Source organism: Bacillus solitudinis (assembly GCF_002797395.1).
Classification (GTDB): domain Bacteria; phylum Bacillota; class Bacilli; order Bacillales; family Bacillaceae_D; genus Halalkalibacter_A; species Halalkalibacter_A solitudinis.
In genome coordinates, this window is record NZ_KZ454943.1 from 4,025,523 (window position 1) to 4,045,117 (window position 19,595).

Here is a 19,595-nt window from a genome sequence, read left to right on the forward strand (position 1 = left end):
TGCAGATTTACTAAGTGCATAAAGTCCCTGATGGTTCGATTGAATAGAGAATGTATGATAAAATGGGAAGAAAAAAAGTTGAATAAAAACAGTACAGACTTTATATATAGACCCCCTCGAGATAGAAAGGAAGGAGCGGGAGTACATGGATATAAAAATCAATCACAAAATGATAAAAGAAATGTGCGGTACCGTCTCCTTCAAAAGAGGAGACTCTTTTTATCGTGCGAATAAGGTAACATTTCATTATTATAGCCCTGGAAGTTATGAAGCGACCGTTAGTGGAACAGAAGACTTTCATGTCACCATTGAAAATCCAACAGGGGAGCTTCGAACAAAATGCAGCTGTCCGACGCTTGCAAATTATCAAAAGGACTGCCAACATATTGCAGCGGTTTTACTAGCGATTTATGAGCATCAACGTGAAGGGACTATTCCTATCAGTATAGAAGGCCAAAGGAATGGAGAGCTAACAGAAGGCTTACTAACGCTCTTTAACGATAAGCCAGCTCAAAAAAGTAGTCATCAGCTTCATTTTGAAAAAAGAAAAGTATTGGATGTTATGTTTACATGTAAACCAGTTCAGATTGGGAGTGGTGAGTACTTATTTGGAATAGAAATAAAGATTGGCGAGACGAAGGTACAGAATATTCGAGGCTTTCTTATTAACGTAAAACAAGGGGAACCTAGTAAATTATCTCCTGACTTTATGTATGACCCAAGCCAGCATTGCTTTTTAGTTGAGTCAAATGCCATTATTCATCAGCTGATTAACGTGGTTCATGATGAAAAGTCCTTTCTAGAAGCACTACCAAACCGATTAGACGACATGACAAGTACGGAAACCTTACTGATGTCACCATCATCATGGGCGGGGATCGTTCCTTTACTCACTAAGAACCCATTGGCTTCACTTGAACACAATGGCCATTCTTTTGAGAAATTCCAATTGGTGGACGGGCCACCTCCATTACGATTTACGTTTGAAGAAACGAATGCGAAAGACTGCCAATTGACAATCAAAGGGTTTGAGCGAATGATTGTGTTGAATGCCTATCGCTCAGTTTTATGTGAGGGAAAAATCTTTCGGTTAGAAGGTCAAGACTGTGAACGACTCTTTGAACTAAAGAAAATGCTAGCATCACCTGGTACGAATCACATTCCGATCCCTCTTGAACAACTTGATTTTTTTCTAAAAAAGATTGTACCAGGCTTAAAAAAAATTGGTGAGGTTAAACTGTCGCGAGCGCTATCCCAGGAGCTTGTGAAAACACCACTTGTGGCAAAGCTTTTCTTAGATCGCGTGAGTAATCGTTTACTTGCGGGACTCGAGTTTCAATATGACAATATGGTGATTCAACCATTAGAAAATAGAGATATTCCAACAGGACCTATGATGATAAGAGATTTTGAAAAGGAAGAGGAAATTCTTCAGCTCATGGAGGAAAGCCGATTTTCTAAAACAGATGGCGGGTATTATATGCAAAATGAAGAATTGGAATATGAATTTTTGTATCATGTGGTTCCAAATTTGCAGCAGCTCGTCCAAATTTATGCAACTACGGCTGTTCGAACGCGTATCGTGAGAAAGAATGCCCATCCAAAGATTCGAGTGAAGGTTCAAAAAGAACGAACAAATTGGTTAGAATTCAAATTTGAAATGGACGGTATCGCTGATAATCAGATTCGAGAAATTTTAGTAGCACTTGAGGAAAAACGAAAATATTACCGCTTGCGAAATGGTTCACTACTTTCGCTTGAGACGAAGGAAATGGAAGAAATTCAACGCTTTTTGAAGGCAGTCCCGATTCAAGATGATAATTTTGAAGCTAGTTTGAATATGCCGATTATTGAAAGCTTGAAGTTCCTCGATGATGTTGATGAGAGTGAAGTCTTCATAGTAAAAGAATCGTTTCGTCAGTTTCTTGATCATATACGTAACCCAGGCCATTTAGATTTTGAAGTTCCGCCTAGCCTAGATCCCATTTTGAGAGACTATCAGAAACAAGGATATAAATGGATGAAAACACTTGCAAGCTACGGATTTAGCGGGGTGCTTGCCGATGATATGGGACTAGGGAAAACATTGCAAAGTATTACATTTATCGTCTCAGAGCTTTCAAGTATACGAAAAAGGAAGCGCCCGGTTCTTATTGCTTGCCCATCCTCTTTAACGTACAACTGGTTACATGAAATGAAGAAATTTGCTCCTGAGATTCAAGCCATTATTATTGATGGAACGAAAAAGAAAAGAGAACATTTACAAAAGGACATCAAAGACATAGATGTGGTTATTACGTCCTACCCGTTATTACGACGAGACATCAAATGGTATGAGAAAAAAACATTTCACACTATTTTCTTTGATGAGGCACAAGCTTTTAAAAATCCTGTTACTCAAACGGCTCGAGCTGTAAAACGACTCAAAGCGGATCATCGCTTTGGCCTGTCAGGAACCCCAGTGGAAAATTCACTAGAAGAGCTTTGGTCGATTTATCATGTTGTCTTCCCACAACTATTCCAAGGGTTAAGGGAATACAGTCTTCTACCGAGAAAATCAATTGCCCGAAGAGTTCGTCCGTTTTTACTTCGTCGCTTAAAAGAGGATGTACTGAAAGAGCTGCCGAAAAAAATGGAGTCACTTGAATCAACGGAGTTGCTACCTGAGCAAAAGAAGCTGTATGCAGCCTATTTGGCTAAACTACAATACGAAACATTAAAGCATCTAGATAAGGATACGATTCGAAAAAACCGCATTAAAATCTTAGCAGGGTTGACTCGGTTACGACAAATTTGTTGTCACCCCTCTTTATTTGTGGATGGTTATAATGGAAGTTCAGCAAAATACGAGCAGCTCCTGCAAATATTAGAGGAATCTAGACTTGCTGGGAGAAGAGTGTTGATTTTCTCACAATTCACCAAAATGCTGCAGCTTATAGGGAGAGAGCTAACAATGCAAGGGCAACCCTATTTTTATCTGGATGGACAAACTCCAGCAGATGAACGAGTCGAAATCTGTCATCGATTTAATGAGGGGGAACGAGATTTGTTTCTTATTTCCTTAAAAGCAGGGGGCACGGGACTAAATCTAACGGGTGCAGACACAGTCATCTTATATGATCTTTGGTGGAATCCAGCTGTCGAAGAACAAGCGGCCGACCGTGCCCATCGGATGGGACAGAAAAATGTCGTCCAAGTGATTAAGCTTGTAGCCCGTGGCACCATTGAAGAAAAGATGAATGAGCTCCAAGAAAAGAAGCGAGATCTCATTGCTGAGATTATCGATTCAAACACAACGGCTTCCACAACATTAACCGAAGAGGACATCCGAGAAATTTTAATGATCTAAAGAGAGACATTTGCTGTTATTTTTTGGGGATAGAGAAAGCAAAGGCATTACTAAGACCCTCGGAGTCTTTTATTTCGTGCAAAAATCTCGTTAGTTGTTTTCTGCTTACGAGAGTCTCGTATCCCACATTGAACAGCCATAAATAAGGCATGTCTTAGCCTGGAAGATCCTCTTTTAGTGATACGATTGACGGAAGCCGTAAACTTTTCCGAAGAGTAGACACTCGGATCAACACTACGAATGCAACGAGCTTTTTTGCGTGAGTTAACCGATCTATAAAATGGCCATTCTCGCTTACATGCTATCACGTGGAGCAAAGCGATGGATAGCATCCGTAACACCAGAAGAAGTTGCACCATATTTCCACGAATATTTCATGTCAGCAACCTACCGAAAGAAAATTGACTTTTCTGCTAGGAACACAAAAGCAATGTGGGACTATAACGAGCAAAAAGTAGCAAAACTCGTTGCAGAAATGCCGATGACAAAATGGACAAACAGTTCAAAAGGAATGATTTCGTATGATGGGGAGACGTTTGCTTTAACCTTTGATGTTGAGGAAGAACATTTAAAAAAGTTACATGGATGGACGAAAGAGGTTTGTGAGTACCGATTGCATCGTTATTTTGAACGGAGGGGGTAAAAGGATTCGGGTATAATAAAGAGAGAGGATGATAAAATAATTTGGATTTTGTATCTATTCTAATTCTAGCAATTTTATTGGGAAATATGGCCCTTTTAAAAGCTGTAGCATTATTCAGAATGTCTTTATATGGATAAACCAACAGCGAAGTAAAAATCTACATAGGATAAAGAACTATTATCAACTTGCAATGTAAGTACTATATCCAAGTTTAAACACTATTGAGGTGCAGTCCATGCTAAAACAAGGAATTTACGAAGAAATCATTACTAAGAAACTAAGCGCTGAACTCCGCGATCTTGACATTGATACATATGAACTTGGCAAAGAAAAACTAGATGTCGAAGAAGCAAGAAAACAATTATCTGCATACATTTCTCAGGTTACGAGAAACGCGCTCAAGTACCTTAGAGAAAGTGAAAGTAACGATGTAGAAGCACTGCTAGAACAAATCAAAGTATGCAATGAGATTATCTCACTACTTAGTCAAAAGTTAGATGATGAAGACTTCAAAAGCTTACAAATTGAAGAAGAGGGAGAAGTCCTGACTTCCGTGTATTCACGTTTGAATTCAATTAAAAGTATCCGCAAAAATGAGATTGTTAGACCAGTTACCCCGATATCTCAGAGCTCTTTGTTTACGGGATCTAATTACGAACCAAATATGCTTAGTGAACTAAAGAAAGAAATTTTAACGTCCGATCATATTGAGATGCTTGTTTCATTTATTAAATGGAGTGGTTTACGTTGTATTATCGAAGAACTGCAAACTTTTACGCAAAAAGGCGGTACATTAAGAGTGATTACCACTTCATATATGGAGGCTACTGACTTTAAAGCCATTGAGGAATTAGGTCAGTTGGCGAATACCGAAATAAAAGTTTCGTATGATGTCGAACGAACAAGACTTCATGCGAAAGCGTATCTGTTTAATAGAGAAACAGGCTTTAGTACAGCGTATATCGGTTCGTCTAATCTTTCCAATCCGGCGTTAACTTCAGGATTAGAATGGAACATGAAGATAACAGAAAAGGACTCGTTTGATATTATCAAAAAGTTTGAAGCAACCTTTGAAAGTTACTGGAATGACAAAGAATTTCAAACGTTTGATTATGAAAACATTAAAGACATAAAACAGTTAAAACAGGCATTGTCAAAGAGTAAGCAGGAGGAGAACAATGAATTTCATTTTGCATTTGATATCCGACCGTTCCACTATCAAAATGAAATTCTCGAAAAGCTTCAGGTTGAGAGAGAGGTGTTTGGAAGGTATAAAAATTTAGTCGTTGCGGCAACGGGTGTCGGGAAGACTGTTATTTCAGCCTTTGACTATAAACGCTTCTATCAATTGCATAGAAAGCAAGCTCGTTTATTATTTGTGGCTCACCGGGAAGAAATTTTAAGACAAAGCAGAGACACCTTTCGAGGAATTTTGAAGGATGCAAATTTTGGTGACTTGTTAGTTGGAAACCACCAGCCGTTGTCGCTTGATCATTTATTTGTTAGTATTCAAAGCTACAATAGTAAGAAATTATATGAGACCACATCGAGCGACTTTTATGACTTTATAATTGTGGATGAATTTCATCATGCGGCTTCAGAATCTTATCAACGCTTGCTGAATCATTATCAACCGAACATACTTCTGGGCCTGACAGCAACACCCGAGCGAATGGATGGCAAGGATATTTTAGGCTACTTTGATGATACCATTGCAGCGGATATGCGCTTAACTGAAGCGGTTAATCAAAAGCTACTTTCTCCTTTTCAATATTTCTGTGTGAGTGATACCGTCGATCTTTCAAAGCTTAAATGGAGTCGAAAGGGGTACGATATCCGCGAGTTAGAGAACGTGTACACATCGAATGATTTACGAACGAATCAAATTATTAAAAGTATCCACAAGTACGTTACATCTATAGAAGATGTGAAAGGCCTTGGCTTTTGTGTATCCGTTGAGCATGCAAAATACATGGCGAGTTATTTTAACAAAAGCGGTATTTCCGCCCTTTCATTATATGGAGACGTGAATAAAAAGGACCGAATGGAAGCACAGGATAAGCTTCTAAACGGTGATATTCGATTTATATTTGTTGTCGATTTATATAACGAGGGAATTGATATCCCTGAGGTAAATACGGTTTTATTTTTGCGCCCCACAGAAAGCTTAACCGTGTTCCTACAGCAGCTTGGGAGGGGCTTGCGTTTATCAGAGGGAAAGGATTGTTTAACGGTCTTGGATTTTGTAGGACAAGCTCACCAACACTATAATTTCGAAGAGAAGTTTAAAGCATTAGTAGGAAAAGCGAAACACTCCATCCAGCATTACGTCGAAAATGGCTTCTTTAACCTACCAAAAGGCTGCTTTATTCAATTAGAGAAGCAGGCAAAAGAATATATACTCAGGAATATCAAAGCAAGTGCCAACACAAAAGGCAACTTGATTGCCAAAATGAAATACTTTGAGCAAGATACAGGCTTAGATTTAACTTTACACAATTTCTTAAACCATTATCATCTATCTCTGTATGACTTCTATGGGAAAAGCAAAGACCGAAGCTTTGTTCGATTCAAAGTAATAGCTGAAGAAAAGGAAAACTTCCAGTGTGAAAACGAATCGTTTATTACAAGTCGCTTGCCGAACCTCTTACATATCAATTCAAAAAAGCTATTAGAGTTCATGATTCAATATATAGAAGAGGAGCAGGTTGAAACAGAAGAAGAACAGTTAATGCAAGCGATGTTCTATTATTCCTTTTACCAGAACCATCCAATCAAAGAAGGATTCAGTTCACTATCGGAAGGTCTTCATCATATGATTAAGGTAGCTGAATTCAAAGCAGAAATCCTAGCAATTCTCCATTTCCTCTATCAATCACTTGAAACAATAGAGATTGAAAATGAGTTTGATTTCCCTTGTCCATTGCAAGTTCATAGTAAGTATTCAACCGCACAAGTTCTTGCAGCATTAGGGTATTTCAATGAAATAGCGAATCCTTCGTTTCGAGAAGGTGTAAAGCACTTCAAAGATAAAGGTCTGGATGTATTCTTTACGACGTTAAATAAGTCAGAGAAAGATTTCTCCCCGTCTACTCTTTACGATGACTATGCCATAAATGAAACATTATTTCACTGGCAAACGCAATCCAAAGTGGCAGAGGGTAGTGAAACAGCTAAACGTTATATTTCACACCGGAAAAACGACCATAAACTAGCTTTGTTCGTGCGCGAATATAAGAAAGAATATGGCTTAACCTCATCCTTTATCTTTTTAGGAATGGTCGATTATGTAAAGCACTCTGGAAGCAAACCGGTGAGCTTTGTGTGGAGATTGCATGAGGAGATGCCTTCTTATCTAGTTCCCCGTGCAAATAAGAATATTCTGTAAGAAAGTGTTTTGAAAAGCAGAGTTTTACCCCTTTTTGAAGAATTTTGAGGCAATGTTTATTGTTGCTACATCTTCTAAAAGCAGTACGATGAGTTGCAACTCATCGTACTGCTTTTAGTAAACAGAGAACTGTGGACAGGTTTCTTCATTTGCTTTGATTGATTAGACGGTCAACAGCAGGTACATCTGCAGGGGCCCACCTTAGTGAATGTAGGTTCTCTCTCTTCAACCAAATTAATTTTGAATGCTCCCTAGCTTGTGGGTTGCCCTCTAAGACTTTGCATCCTACGCAGAGTAGGTTAATGATAAAGGAATCGTATTCATGGGTGTGGTCATCGAACAGGTCGATGGGTTCAACCTTGCAGCCTAGCTCTTCATCGATTTCCCTTGTGATTGCGGAATAGATATCTTCATCTTGTTCAACTTTGCCACCCGGGAACTCCCACATGTTTGGAAGGCTCATCTGAGGGGATCTGAGTGCACAGAGGATTTCATTTTGACTGTTTTCGATGATGGCTGCGACTACTTTTATTGATTTTTTCAAGGGAAGTCCTCCTGGTGGTTTAAGTTTCTCTTCCAGATGCGTATGACAAATGGTTTATTTAAACTCTTTTACTAAATAGCTTTATTAATTAACAATACAATATCTTGCCCAAACTCCTCAACTTTCTTCGGTCCAAATCCGTCAATTTTTAGCAGATCTTCAATCGTTTTTGGTTTTTTCTCGAGTAGTGCTTCTAGTGTTTTATTTGTAAAGATATAGAATGGTTTAACGCCAAGTTTTCTTGAATATTTAGTACGGTATTCGGTTAGTGATACTTTTAGCTTATCAGTTGATGTTACGTTAACTTCAGCGACTGGTGGCGAGATGTGCAGAGGTGCGGACTGTTCTTTAACTAAATCAGGTTGTGACTCTATATTTCTCTTGTTTAAAATAATAGCTAAAATGTCATGGCCAAACTCTTCAATCTTCTTCGGGCCAATCCCTTCAATTTGTAGCAATTCTTCTGCGGTAGAAGGTTTTTTCTCGAGAATATCATCTAATATTTTATTGGTGAAAACATGATAAGGCTTAATTGTAAGTTCCTTTGAGCGTTTGCTTCTAAATTGGATAAGTTCGGCTTTCAGACTCTCATCAAAATTATTCAGTCTTTGATTATCTTGAGGTTCAGTAGGTGTAGACTCATTTGTTACAGCTTTTGGTAAAGCTTCTGGTTCATTTAAAAGGTACTGGTCCGGATTAAAGCTTTTTTCTGTACTATACTGCATTAATGCATCTGCAATTTGATAAACAGGGGCGTCAGGCATAAAGACTGGTGAATCTTTCTTTAGTTCTTTTTCTAAAAGTGACCTAATTTGGTCGTGCCGTATCACATTAGAGTGAATAGAGGTAGGCGCATTTTTGGAAATATCGATGATGGTCTTGGGATTAGCAAACGTGACAGCATATCGAATCGGACATTTTGTAATAAGCCCTCTAGTTTTAAGGAAATTTTCAAGGATGGCCACATGTCTTTCTACTTGATTGATCGGACTATACATGCCTTCTTTATTAATGACTCTATTATTCTTCGTAATGACCCTTTGAAACTCGCCTTTTTCCGTTACATGTATGTTCCCAAAAAGTTTTTTCACTTCTAATACAAGAATAAATTTATGAGTAACTAATACGTAGTCCATTTGTGCTTCGTAATTCTCATACTTCAAATAAACATCATGCAAAATAAGCATGGGCAACATCGAGTTTTGAAGTTCAAATAGAACACTTTTCTCCCCAGTTTGCCCAATCGAAAATAATTTAAGGTGATTTTGAACTTTTTTTGAATCTATTTGTGGATTATTAGTTTCTAATAGATTGGATAGTTGCTCAATTTGATTAGATTTGTCATTAAACTCTTTAATCATAATTGGTTTCTTTATTTCTCTTGAATCAGATAAAATATTAAAAACCTTTTTTAGAAAAGACATTTTACCCCTCGCATTCCTATTTTTGATTAATAAAAAACTGAAATATTTTCCCTAGTAATAAAAAGCTAGTATCTATTATATCAAATTATTGGAATCTGAGATAAACTTTGGTGAGATTTTTAAATAAATCCTCAGTTTTACCCTTGATAAAACCAAAGTTTGTAAATTTTTCAAGTAATAACTGGAGAAAAGGAAAACTTCCAGTGTGAAAACAAATCCTTTATTACAAGTCGCTTGCCGAACCTCTTACATATCAATTCAAAAAAGCTATTAGAGTTCATGAATCAATATATAGAAGAGGAGCAGGTTGAAACAGAAGAAGAACAGTTAATGCAAGCGATGTCTATTATTCCTTTTACTAGAACCATCCAATCAAAGAAGGATTCAGTTCACTATCGGAAGGTCTTTATCATATGATTAAGGTAGCTGAATTCAAAGCAGAAATCCTAGCAATTCTCCATTTCCTCTATCAACCACCACATAGGACTTCCTCCGCATTCGCCTTTTTCATAGTGGTTCTATCCACAATCAAACCATGTTCTCATAACCGTATTTCTTGTCCTTGCCTAGAATTTCCTCTCGAATATCGTCTATATATAGGGGATCCGATAGTTATATGAAGAAAATGTAGTGGGTACTTCTTTTATGAAGGGGTAGTAGGACTAGAGCCCTTCATAAGCTTGTATATCGCATGTGATTAATTGAACATATTCTGGTATAATTTTAATACCCCCCTAAGAAAGCTAGGAACGTAACCTCCTGAATACTTCTGCCGTATTCAATCTATCTACATCCAATAATCAAACAGAGGGACAATGGTTCTTTTACGTGATGGAGAATGTTGTAGTTAAGAGAAAAGAGTAACTGAATTTACGCAAATTTAAGGGTTTGTTTCATTCGTATTGCTTCACAATAGAGTACTGTAATAATGGTGTTATCATTTTATTTATTCTCAGTCGAAGTAAGACCCTCTGCGAATATATCAAAGATGGGAGTTAAATTTTAATATGAGGAATGCTTCAATTGTTTTTTATATATCATTAGCCTTAGTGGCTGGTCTTGTTCTTATGGGAATTACGATGCCGGCATCGTTAGAGCGGATGACGAGTAGTACACAAGGGATGATTACTGATTCATTCGGGTGGTATTACCTAGTCATTGTTTCGTTGTTTGTGTTTGTATGTTTCTATTTATTAGTAAGTCCGATTGGCCGGATTAAGCTCGGGAAACCGGATGATAAGCCTGAGTTTTCACGGCCAACTTGGCTTGCGATGCTTTTTAGTGCAGGTGTGGGGATTGGGTTAATTTTTTATGGTACTGCTGAACCGATTAGTCATTATGCTGTTAGTTCTCCTACTGGCGAAGTGGGTACGTCTCAAGGGATTAAGGATGCGATGAAATTCACCTTCTTTCATTGGGGGATCCATGCGTGGGCCATTTATGGGTCGGTTGCGTTGGTTCTGGCTTACTTTACCTTTAGAAAAGGGGAATTGAGCTTAATTAGTCGAACCTTACGACCGCTTATCGGGAAACATGTCGATGGCGCGGTTGGGAAGGCGATTGATGTGATTGCTGTTATTTCTACGGTTATCGGGATCGCCACGACGTTGGGATTTGGTGCGATGCAAATTAATGGGGGATTGTCCTACTTATTTGGGGTACCGACTGCGATCACCAGTCAAACGATCATCATTCTTGCTTTGACAGCCTTATTTATGGTTTCGGCTTTAACGGGTCTAAGTAAAGGGATTAAGATTTTAAGTAATTTGAATATGGGACTATCGGCTGTCCTCTTCTTGATTGTCTTTATTTTTGGGCCGACCCTTTTTACGCTTAACTTATTTACAGATACGATAGGGGCTTATATGCAAAACTTCATTAATATGAGTTTTCGAATTGCGCCACTGAACGAAGAGGACCGTAACTGGATTAATGGGTGGACGATCTTCTACTGGGCATGGTGGATTGCATGGGCGCCATTTGTTGGTGTGTTTATTGCTAGAGTCTCAAAAGGTCGAACGATTCGCGAGTTTGTTGTATGTGTCTTACTCGTTCCGTCACTTATTGGTTTCCTCTGGTTTTCGGTCTTTGGGAGTGCAGCGATTGTCACTGAAACTTCAGGGTTGCTTTCGATTTCTTCATTAGTTGCTGAGGAATCCCTTTTCGGTGTGTTAGAAGGGTTCCCATTCAGTATGGTGTTGTCCATTTTAGCGATTTTGATCATTGTCACGTTCTTTGTTACATCGGCTGACTCAGGTACGTTTGTTTTAGGGATGATGACATCGAACGGATCTCAAAATCCAAGTACACCGATTAAAGTTACATGGGGCGTATTTCTCTCAATTACTGCGCTAGCTCTTCTTTATTCTGGGGGCTTGCAGGCTCTTCAAAACACGATGATTATTGCAGCTCTTCCGTTTTCTGTGATTATGGGATTAATGGTAGCCAGTTTACTTAAATCTCTAAAACTGGAAGCAAAAGAGCTCGGACTTGGTCAGTTTAGAATGGAACGAAAGAAAACGGATGGGAAACATAGCGAAGAGGATGTTAAGGAAGCTGGGTAAACGATATAATCAAACAAGCAACGTCTCAACTTCGGTTGGGACGTTGCTTGTTTGTATTATACGTTAGTGTCTTACACACTCTTCTTCTGCTCAACACTTCGAATCAGCTGTTGCTGAAAGAGGTTGTCTGGCAACTTCTGTATGGACTGATTGACCATTTCGAGCTTGTTCTCTACACGGTGAAGAAGGTAGAGCGTGACAACGACTGGAAATCCAAACTCACGCAACATCGGCAGCCATGTTTCCATTTGGAATAACCTCCTTATCTTATAAAGAAAAGAGGGTTTTCACCCTCTTTCATTTTCTTATAGTTCGATGTCTTCTACAGTACGGTCAACGATTCGTGCGCCTTTTTTGATGATTAAATTGCCACCAAGTGATGTAAACGCATTTTGCGCAATCACGACATCCATCGCTGCGTTGATAGCGGTTGGGTCAGCAGGATAAACAGGGTTATCTAGTGAAAGCGTAACGCTTCGTCCCAGCTCATTTTCAAAAATCAGATCAAGCTTTTTTGACATGGAGTGTTCCTCCTTTCAATAGATTTAGCTCATATTAAACTAAGCTATGGACATTGGCACGATCTACTCTTTGAAGAATCCATCCTTGCAATGGAGTCAAAGCATTCGCAACAGCTGTTAATTCTTCGTTTGTTGCTTCTGTTTTGACGTTGTTGAAGCTTTTCGTTTTTAAGATAGGCTTGCCTTCATCATCTGTACCTGTTTCAAATACAATTGTTAATCTAGAATCTGTTAACATTGTGTGACACCCCCTTTCACTGTGTATATATCGAGAAAGGGGCAAAAAGAAATAGTCCATTTAAAAATTTTTGAACGAGGATGTTCTTTAATGTATTGGAAGGGTTCTTACGTTAATAGGGGGAGGTTAGAGGAGGGGGTGTGCGGTGAGTGCCTTTTTATTTAGGTTGGGGATCCGTTTTTCTGCTCAAGAGATTTGAATTTCATATAATCAATAAACGATTCTATCGCTATTACTTCTGATTTGTCTAATCCTTCTAGTTGGTAGCACAAAAGATCGGGGTTTGGAACATCATTTGATCGACCGAGTAAGTAATCTGTCGTGACATGATGCAAATCGGCTATCTTGATAAGGATTTGAATGCTAGGGAGACGTGCTCCGTTTTCATAGGAACTGTATCCCGGACGGGTGATGCCTAATAGAGAAGCGATATATTCTTGCGTCCAATGCTTCCTTAATCGTAATTCTTTAATTCGCTCTTTAAACAATCTCAACCCTCCAGACAATGAGTGATTATTTAAGTATAAAGCAATGTAACTTAAAGTTACAGTAAAAAGTTGTTGACAGACACTTTTAGTTACGTATAATAAAAATGTAAGAAGATGGAATATTTTATCGGATATGGGAGGTGTGAAATTGAGGGAGTGGCTTCTAGATGCTAGGAAAAAGCGTGACATTACCCAAGCAGTCGTCGCCGATGCGGTCGGGATTAAAAGAGAGTATTATACGATGATTGAAAATGGAGTGCGTACGCCTAGTGTGGAAAATGCGATGAAAATTGCCGGCGTTTTAAAAGTTGATTGGACGATGTTTTTTTCAAGCGTTTTAACGAAGTAAGCGAAAACGAATCAAATGGTTTCTCATGTGAGACTTTAGTGATTCAGAGCGAAATCAAGCATGACAATCACCTCCCCAGAAAGTGGATGACCTCCGAGATTCTCCATGTAGTCAAGTCTTATCTGTTGATTTATACTTTTCATTTTTCTTGTTAGTCGGTTTAAATAAGGATAAATATGTGGCAACGAAAGGGGAATTTCCAATGTTTGTTGGTAACTCTATGAAAATGATGCGTGGTCCGTGGTTTCAGCTACCGATATTATTCAATGTTTTTCGTGAACTCATTTCTTCCTACAAAACAGTAAGAGTTAAGCTCCCACAGAATGTATCCGAGCAACAGAATCTTTTTAATAATCTAATTTTCCCAGTGACGACCCCGAGTGGGTATACCGGTTGTGATTCAAATCGTCTAAAAGAAATAAAGAGAATAGAATCTCCCTTGTTAGCCTCTTACATAGGTTGTTATCTCGCAATAAGCAATTCCCTCTACGCCTTACAACTTTTCTTAGTTAGCCCATTTCTCAATTATCACAGCTTCATCGAATATTTGCATACATTCCTAGTAAAAGGATATGTAAACCATGCAAAGACAAAATAAGCTTACTATTATCCTACCAACTTTATCATCCATAAAGCAAAAGAAAGGCCATCTTTTTGTATGATACTACAATTCTATAGAAGTGAACGGCAAATGATCGAGATTTCGATGAGGAATTACCGAATCGATATGAATATTGAGAAGAAAAGAGTGTTTGACAGAGTCTATGGAAAAATAATAGCGATGGACAAGCCCTCGGTAAGTGAGTCAGAGCTTCGGAAGATTCTCGATGCGCTTCAATTCCGGGAATGGCAGCTGCGATTAGTGGAAAAAGATGTGGAGGCATGGCACTATCTCTCTCTTAAAAAGAAAATAGAGAGGACGGCGTACAACATAAATCAGGAGCTCTGTTTTGTATAAACGTTATCTCTAAAGAATCTTCGTCCTCATTTTATACCGATAAATCAGAAAATTCTATGATTAGAAAGGTGGGTCTATGAATTATCTTAAAGAAATCAATGCCTTTTATGATCGCATGGAAACCAACCGGCTTTCTTGCTCTGCGATTTCACTATGGCACGCACTCATTCATATTAATAATCGTGCCGGCTGGGTGGAGGAATTTTCCGTTGCCGTGTACACCTTATGTCAAAAAACAGCCCTTGCTGAACGAACCATCTTTAAAGCGCGGAATGAACTGAAGAAAAAGGGCTATATTCACTATAAGAAAAGAGGTGGGAGGGAGTCAGCTCAATACCGACTTCTCTCCTTAGACCAAATGCGACAAGAATGGTATGACGATACCGCTAGTCGTGCAGACAAGAATGCAGACAAAAAGCGAGACAAGCATACGGATAAAGATGCACCACATCGTGCAGCATTAGTTAAACAAAAAGAAAGCAATCACAACAAAACCTTAGAAGATGAATTCAATCGTGCGTTTCAACACTCACCGACAGTTACGCAACTTGAGATGTTGCTGCGTTTCGTGGAAGACGATCATCTCCCTCTGGATTTAGTATGTTTAGCGATGTCGATGGCCGGAGAACGCGGGAAACCTTTTTTGTATGCGAAGTCGATCGTGGTGAACTGGTGTAAGGAAGGGGTTCGAACCTTGGAGCAAGCGCATCAGGCTAGCGAGCAGTTTCATCGCCGTTATCATAAATCGAACACATTTCGGACGATAAAAGGAGGAAAGGACGTTGAACCAATCACATCAACAGCTAGTCTCGACGTTGACCCCGCTGTCGAAATCAAGTTCTATAAATGAACCAGAACCTATATTCTGCCGATTTTGCGATCATGAAATAGAATATGTGTTACGAGATATCCCCATCGTAGGGAGAAGATGGTGTGCGAATGCCTGTTCATGCGAAGTCGATAGCATTGAGAAAATGAGACAAGAGCAACGCCAACGCTTGAAACGAAACAGAATCGATCGCGCGCTAAAACTAAGCAGCATGAAAGAAGAGTTACTTCAATTAACATTCACCACGTTCCACCAGGTCACGGGTAGTGAGACAGCTTATGAGGAAATGAAGCAGGCTGTTACGAACTTTGAAGAACGAGGAAAGGTTGGAATCATGCTATTTGGTGAAACGGGGAATGGCAAAACCCATTTAACCGCAGCTGGAGCAAATGAAATGATAAAAAGGGGCTACTCGGTTATTTTTCTAACGGAAAAAGACCTCTTTTCTCGGTTAAGCGAAACGAAACGATTTTCCAACCCCGAATCCCTTTCTGAGATTATGCAGACCTGTTATGAAGCTGATTTATTGATTTGGGATGACTTTTTAAGCAGTCAGCGGTTATCAGCGGAAGAGAAGGATTGGACATTTCAAATTGTGAACGGACGAGAGAGGGCGAATAAACCGATTTGGTTCACATCGAATTTATCAGCGGAAGAGTTTGAACACAAACAAACACCATTCAAGCTTGACGATAAAGGGAGAACTTGGTGGAGAATTCTGGCCAACTGTGTTTGCGTCTACAACCGAGCGAACAATTTTCGAGAACAACTCGTCATCAAGCGGGCAAGGGGGATGAAAGCTTGAGGAAAACAACAACAAATCTAGCCCATCTGCGCATTGAAAATAGCCATCTGACCCATTCGCGTCAAATCATTTACATCGCTCTTGAGGAACTCAATTTTCTCTGGGACGAAAAGGAAGTCATTGAATTTGATCAGATGTGGAAAAGAGGGGTCTCTCTTAAACGGATGGCACGTTACTTTAACCGGGAAGAAGACGAGGTCGCCATGCTCATTTTAGACCGAAAACGAAAAAAACGAATTAGTGTTCGTGATCGTGGGCTTCATGAAAGCAGGAGCTTGATTTAGGAAGTACCTAGGGAAGCTCAATAAAACCTTTTGATTCTGATATAAGAATTAGAAGGTTTTATTGATATCTTCAATTTATATAATATCAAAACTATTAAGCCGATATTCTTTCTGTATACGTGGTGTCAAACTTTCAATTTCTCGCTTGCATTCTCCCTATAAATATGGAAAGATAGCCTTGAATTTAGTATTGTCATCGTTCAGGCATGTTTTTAACTTTCTTCACGACCCCTTTACGCCAACTCCGTACCGTATTCATCGTGACTGCGTACTCACTCGCAATCTCCGATGTTTTCTTCTGGTTAACAATGGCCTCCATCACCCAATTTTGTTCTCGTTTCGTCATTGCTTCTAAATATGGTTTTAGCATTTCTAGTTCAAAAGGGATGTTAACTCTCTCATCTTGAACGTGTATATAGTCCTCGTCCGTCAGGCAATGCTTCTGAGCGAAATCTCGTTCTTTTCGTAACAGCGTTAATAATCGCCCTCTGACTGTGGCAATCGCATACGTGGCAAATGTTCCTTTATCTGGGTTGAATTTTGATTGGGCTTCCCATAATGCAATTAGCCCAATTTGATAGTATTCATCATAGTCTTTATAGATCTTTAAAGAGAGTAGCTGCTTCTTGACAAGTGGGGCATAACGAACCAATACATCATCTGTTGTAAAATCTATTAAATTCATAATATTTTCCCTTGTGAAAACATGCTTTCATTCGTATTCCGCCGGTATAATGAACATATAGGTTCTACCAAGTTATGACAAAAGATAACTTATCAATTTTGACTGGGCGTTTAGTATGTTTTAGGGACCGGTTGTAATGAGCGCATGTCCAGTTGTGAGAACTAGCACAAATTTGGGAGGGGTATCGATGTGGCCTGAGATGTATGAAGTGAATGAAAGCACGATGGCGTTAGTGTCCATTGCAAATGTTCAGTATCGAACCATGGTCATCGAAAGGGAAACGGTCATTTATCGCGAAGAATCGCCTTTAAGCATTATTAAGCACTCTTGTTTAATCAACGGTTCAAGCTATGAAGGGAGAATTGCTGCGGTGAAGTACCTAACGGGTATTTCCCTAAAAACCCCGGTTGCGATTAATCCCGATCAAGGCATTTATGCATTTCCGACCCACTCACCAAAGAAATTTGAATGTAACTGGATATTTTTGAAACATGTGAACCTGATAAAAGAAAAGGAACAAAAAGCCGTGGTCGTGCTTTCGAATTCTCATGAGGTAGAGGTAGGAAGTTCTTATTTTACGATTGAAAAGCAATTACAGCGGACAGCTTATTGTGCGGTGAGGTGTTGATGGGGGGATTAGTGAGAAAGAGGGATAGGGGACGGGACTATTCATTAAATTAGTAATAGGAACAGATAGTTGCAGCGAATACGGAAACTGGGTGTTTATGTTAAAAAGGAAGATGAGATTGTGGAAGATTGGGCTTAAAGTAACATGGCAGGTTAATATGATATGGAGTTAACAAAAAAGACCAATTATCATCGGTCTTTTAAGGTAGTAGGTCTGCTCTAATTCATTTTACAAATTCACTATCTTCTAAAGCCATTGAGCGATTCTCAATTTTTTTATCTAAGAAACGAATTCCCTCAATGCACCCTTTTACAAGTAAAAAAGTAAATGAAAGAACCACAAGAGTGATATAGCTATTCCATCCCTTACGATATTTCACTAAATTGGTATTGCTTTCAAGCCATTTCTCCAAAAGTGTCATTGGACCGCTAAAAAGGAAAACACTCAAGATAGTTTTTAATGGTGCCATTTTATAAGTAAATTGATTGTAAATGACACACGATAAAGGAAATAATAAGTACAAGAACACAATGTTTGAGTCAAATAATTTAGGCAAATAGCGATGTGGATATTGTAAATATTTTGTCTTTATTACTGGTCCATCTAATAAAGTAGAAACTAAAGTTTTAATAAAATAAATAAGAAACCAGTCTTTCAAATCACCTTTTCTTCGTAGTAAAAAAAATATGCTTCCCCCTATTCCAAAAATAGTTAATAAGTTCAATATTGTTCTTTCCTTCATATAAAACACCTCCTATAAATAAGGTGTCCTTTTTAAAAAATATTATTTATGGAGTTTGTTTTACCTGTAAGGGTGCTACTTAAAGGTTAAGGTCTGATTTCTTTAAATCAAAATTGTGAAGTATTTCACTTAAACAAAATAGCCAAACAAAAGGAAATTAATGTTAAACTAAAATGGCAGTAGAGCTGAATAAGAAAAACTTTATATAAAAAATTATCTTCTCATCTATAAGGGGGGAGAATTTGTCATAAAAAACAAGATATATTTTGCTATAAACTTCTAATTGGAGTGATTGCTCTGCTTGGTTGTAGTGATAATCAACAGAAAGAATCAAAAGACAATGTCCAAGAATCTACGTTAATGGAGGCTAAGGAGATAACAGTTGAAAAACGTACCGATGAAGGCTCTAAAACCATTAAAGTGCTTGATAACACGGTTGAATTCATGTTAATTGAAAAAAAACTGGGAGATACAGACTGGGAGGAAAAGATAGAAGTTTCTATGGCTTTACCACCTGAGTACCGATTTAGTTTGAATTTATCTAATTATGCAATCTGGGTAACACCTAATGGCGATAGACTTGAAATAGTTATCGAAGGCGAAGAAAAGTATATAAATCTACCTGAAAAGAGTCAGATGATTTATTTGAATTAATTACAGGTAATATCTTGGAATAATGTGTTGCTATTTAACAGGGCAAAAATCCAATGTAAGAGCTTATTTACACAAGCAATGACAGCCACTTTGAAAGGCTTTCCTTCATCACGTTTCTTGTCGTAGAACTCACGTAATTTCTTACTACAAGGGATAATTTCATCACTCGTTTTCTTCTTACGAAAGTCTCGAATTGCACACCTTACACCCATATATAATGCGTGCCGAAGCCTACTGGAACCACGTTTTGTAATCCGATTCTTAGTAGCTGTGAATTTACCAGATTCAAAAACGCTTGGATCTAATCCAGCGAATGCGACTAGCTTCTTAGGATGATCAAATCGATCGATTTCCCCAATCTCGGATATACCGTACTAATAATTTCTTGCACCATTAGTCAAAGGTGAATTTACACTGAATCAATGATTCCACAAGGTGTTTATACAGAACTCCGAGTAGAGAAGAAATTACGCGTTCTTCTAATTTAGGTACAGTTTAAGGT

Annotated in this window: 20 protein-coding genes and 2 pseudogenes; 12 read left to right on the forward strand and 10 right to left on the reverse strand. The window is 38.5% G+C overall.

The genetic code is table 11. The features are described from left to right. Positions 1-145: 145 nt before the first annotated feature. Entirely contained in the window at positions 146-3,349 is a 3,204-nt protein-coding gene (locus CEF19_RS19625; protein WP_100407631.1) for a DEAD/DEAH box helicase, read from the forward strand. Between the two features lie 59 nt (positions 3,350-3,408). Here CEF19_RS19625 and CEF19_RS19630 read toward each other — a convergent pair. Beyond that, positions 3,409-3,647: pseudogene (locus CEF19_RS19630) on the reverse strand (transposase); the annotation flags it as partial. Between CEF19_RS19630 and CEF19_RS19635 the strand changes: the two are divergent. Beyond that, on the forward strand, positions 3,630-3,992 hold the full coding sequence (locus CEF19_RS19635; protein WP_100407632.1) for a hypothetical protein: 363 nt from the start codon (positions 3,630-3,632) through the stop codon (positions 3,990-3,992). The pseudogene CEF19_RS19630 and the gene CEF19_RS19635 overlap by 18 nt on opposite strands. Before the next feature lie 235 nt (positions 3,993-4,227). Further along, entirely contained in the window at positions 4,228-7,380 is a 3,153-nt protein-coding gene (locus CEF19_RS19640; RefSeq protein WP_100407633.1) for a DEAD/DEAH box helicase, read from the forward strand. A 145-nt stretch (positions 7,381-7,525) separates the two neighbouring features. Here the strand turns inward: CEF19_RS19640 and CEF19_RS19645 are convergent, their stop codons facing one another. Together CEF19_RS19645 and CEF19_RS19650 are read right to left on the reverse strand one after the other, a co-directional pair. Further along, a complete protein-coding gene (locus CEF19_RS19645) occupies positions 7,526-7,924 on the reverse strand; it encodes a (deoxy)nucleoside triphosphate pyrophosphohydrolase (protein ID WP_100407634.1) in 399 nt (132 codons plus the stop codon). Positions 7,925-7,995: 71 nt separating this feature from the next. After that, the gene (locus CEF19_RS19650; protein WP_100407635.1) at positions 7,996-9,348 is read right to left on the reverse strand and encodes an HRDC domain-containing protein; all 1,353 of its coding nucleotides are present in this window, start codon (positions 9,346-9,348) and stop codon (positions 7,996-7,998) included. A 279-nt stretch (positions 9,349-9,627) separates the two neighbouring features. On the opposite strand from CEF19_RS19650, the gene CEF19_RS23305 reads away from it, so the two are divergent. Both CEF19_RS23305 and CEF19_RS19655 read left to right on the forward strand, forming a co-directional pair. Further along, entirely contained in the window at positions 9,628-9,765 is a 138-nt protein-coding gene (locus CEF19_RS23305; protein ID WP_157801020.1) for a hypothetical protein, read from the forward strand. 590 nt (positions 9,766-10,355) lie between these two features. Next, entirely contained in the window at positions 10,356-11,912 is a 1,557-nt protein-coding gene (locus CEF19_RS19655) for a glycine betaine uptake BCCT transporter (RefSeq protein ID WP_100407636.1), read from the forward strand. 71 nt (positions 11,913-11,983) lie between these two features. Here CEF19_RS19655 and CEF19_RS19660 read toward each other — a convergent pair whose 3' ends face one another. From CEF19_RS19660 to CEF19_RS23310, 4 genes are all read right to left on the reverse strand, one after another. Further along, positions 11,984-12,160, reverse strand: coding sequence for a YvrJ family protein (locus tag CEF19_RS19660; RefSeq protein ID WP_100407637.1), 177 nt, complete (start codon positions 12,158-12,160; stop codon positions 11,984-11,986). Between the two features lie 57 nt (positions 12,161-12,217). After that, on the reverse strand, positions 12,218-12,433 hold the full coding sequence (locus CEF19_RS19665; RefSeq protein ID WP_100407638.1) for a DUF2922 domain-containing protein: 216 nt from the start codon (positions 12,431-12,433) through the stop codon (positions 12,218-12,220). 34 nt (positions 12,434-12,467) lie between these two features. Further along, positions 12,468-12,671 (reverse strand): DUF1659 domain-containing protein, encoded by a 204-nt coding sequence (locus CEF19_RS19670; RefSeq protein WP_100407639.1) that lies wholly within the window; start codon positions 12,669-12,671, stop codon positions 12,468-12,470. Positions 12,672-12,832: 161 nt separating this feature from the next. Continuing rightward, a complete protein-coding gene (locus CEF19_RS23310) occupies positions 12,833-13,159 on the reverse strand; it encodes a helix-turn-helix domain-containing protein (RefSeq protein ID WP_157801021.1) in 327 nt (108 codons plus the stop codon). 148 nt (positions 13,160-13,307) lie between these two features. On the opposite strand from CEF19_RS23310, the gene CEF19_RS19680 reads away from it, so the two are divergent. From CEF19_RS19680 to CEF19_RS19705, 5 genes are all read left to right on the forward strand, one after another. Next, entirely contained in the window at positions 13,308-13,508 is a 201-nt protein-coding gene (locus CEF19_RS19680) for a helix-turn-helix transcriptional regulator (RefSeq protein WP_198510329.1), read from the forward strand. Positions 13,509-14,199: 691 nt separating this feature from the next. Further along, positions 14,200-14,466 carry a hypothetical protein gene (locus CEF19_RS19690; protein ID WP_100407643.1) on the forward strand — a complete coding sequence of 89 codons (267 nt, stop codon included), beginning with the start codon at positions 14,200-14,202 and terminating at the stop codon, positions 14,464-14,466. A gap of 76 nt (positions 14,467-14,542) precedes the next feature. Beyond that, complete coding sequence (locus CEF19_RS19695; protein ID WP_100407644.1) at positions 14,543-15,316, forward strand: DnaD domain-containing protein; 774 nt, start codon at positions 14,543-14,545, stop codon at positions 15,314-15,316. Then, positions 15,249-16,100, forward strand: a complete 852-nt coding sequence (locus tag CEF19_RS19700; protein ID WP_227522036.1) for an ATP-binding protein — start codon at positions 15,249-15,251, stop codon at positions 16,098-16,100. Before CEF19_RS19695 ends, CEF19_RS19700 begins: the two co-directional genes overlap by 68 nt. Then, entirely contained in the window at positions 16,097-16,384 is a 288-nt protein-coding gene (locus tag CEF19_RS19705) for a helix-turn-helix domain containing protein (protein WP_227522037.1), read from the forward strand. Before CEF19_RS19700 ends, CEF19_RS19705 begins: the two co-directional genes overlap by 4 nt. Before the next feature lie 193 nt (positions 16,385-16,577). Here the strand turns inward: CEF19_RS19705 and CEF19_RS19710 are convergent, their stop codons facing one another. Next, complete coding sequence (locus CEF19_RS19710) at positions 16,578-17,069, reverse strand: sigma-70 family RNA polymerase sigma factor (RefSeq protein WP_100407645.1); 492 nt, start codon at positions 17,067-17,069, stop codon at positions 16,578-16,580. 187 nt (positions 17,070-17,256) lie between these two features. Here CEF19_RS19710 and CEF19_RS19715 point away from each other — a divergent pair, with 187 nt between their 5' ends. After that, positions 17,257-17,697 (forward strand): competence protein ComK, encoded by a 441-nt coding sequence (locus tag CEF19_RS19715; protein ID WP_157801022.1) that lies wholly within the window; start codon positions 17,257-17,259, stop codon positions 17,695-17,697. Between the two features lie 223 nt (positions 17,698-17,920). On the opposite strand, the gene CEF19_RS19720 is transcribed toward CEF19_RS19715, so the two are convergent. Then, positions 17,921-18,439 carry a CBO0543 family protein gene (locus tag CEF19_RS19720; RefSeq protein ID WP_100407647.1) on the reverse strand — a complete coding sequence of 173 codons (519 nt, stop codon included), beginning with the start codon at positions 18,437-18,439 and terminating at the stop codon, positions 17,921-17,923. 360 nt (positions 18,440-18,799) lie between these two features. On the opposite strand from CEF19_RS19720, the gene CEF19_RS19725 reads away from it, so the two are divergent. Further along, entirely contained in the window at positions 18,800-19,093 is a 294-nt protein-coding gene (locus CEF19_RS19725; RefSeq protein ID WP_100407648.1) for a hypothetical protein, read from the forward strand. On the opposite strand, the pseudogene CEF19_RS19730 reads toward CEF19_RS19725, so the two are convergent. Continuing rightward, a pseudogene (locus CEF19_RS19730) lies at positions 19,090-19,461 on the reverse strand (transposase); the annotation flags it as partial. The gene CEF19_RS19725 and the pseudogene CEF19_RS19730 sit on opposite strands and share 4 nt — an antisense overlap. Positions 19,462-19,595 lie beyond the last annotated feature (134 nt).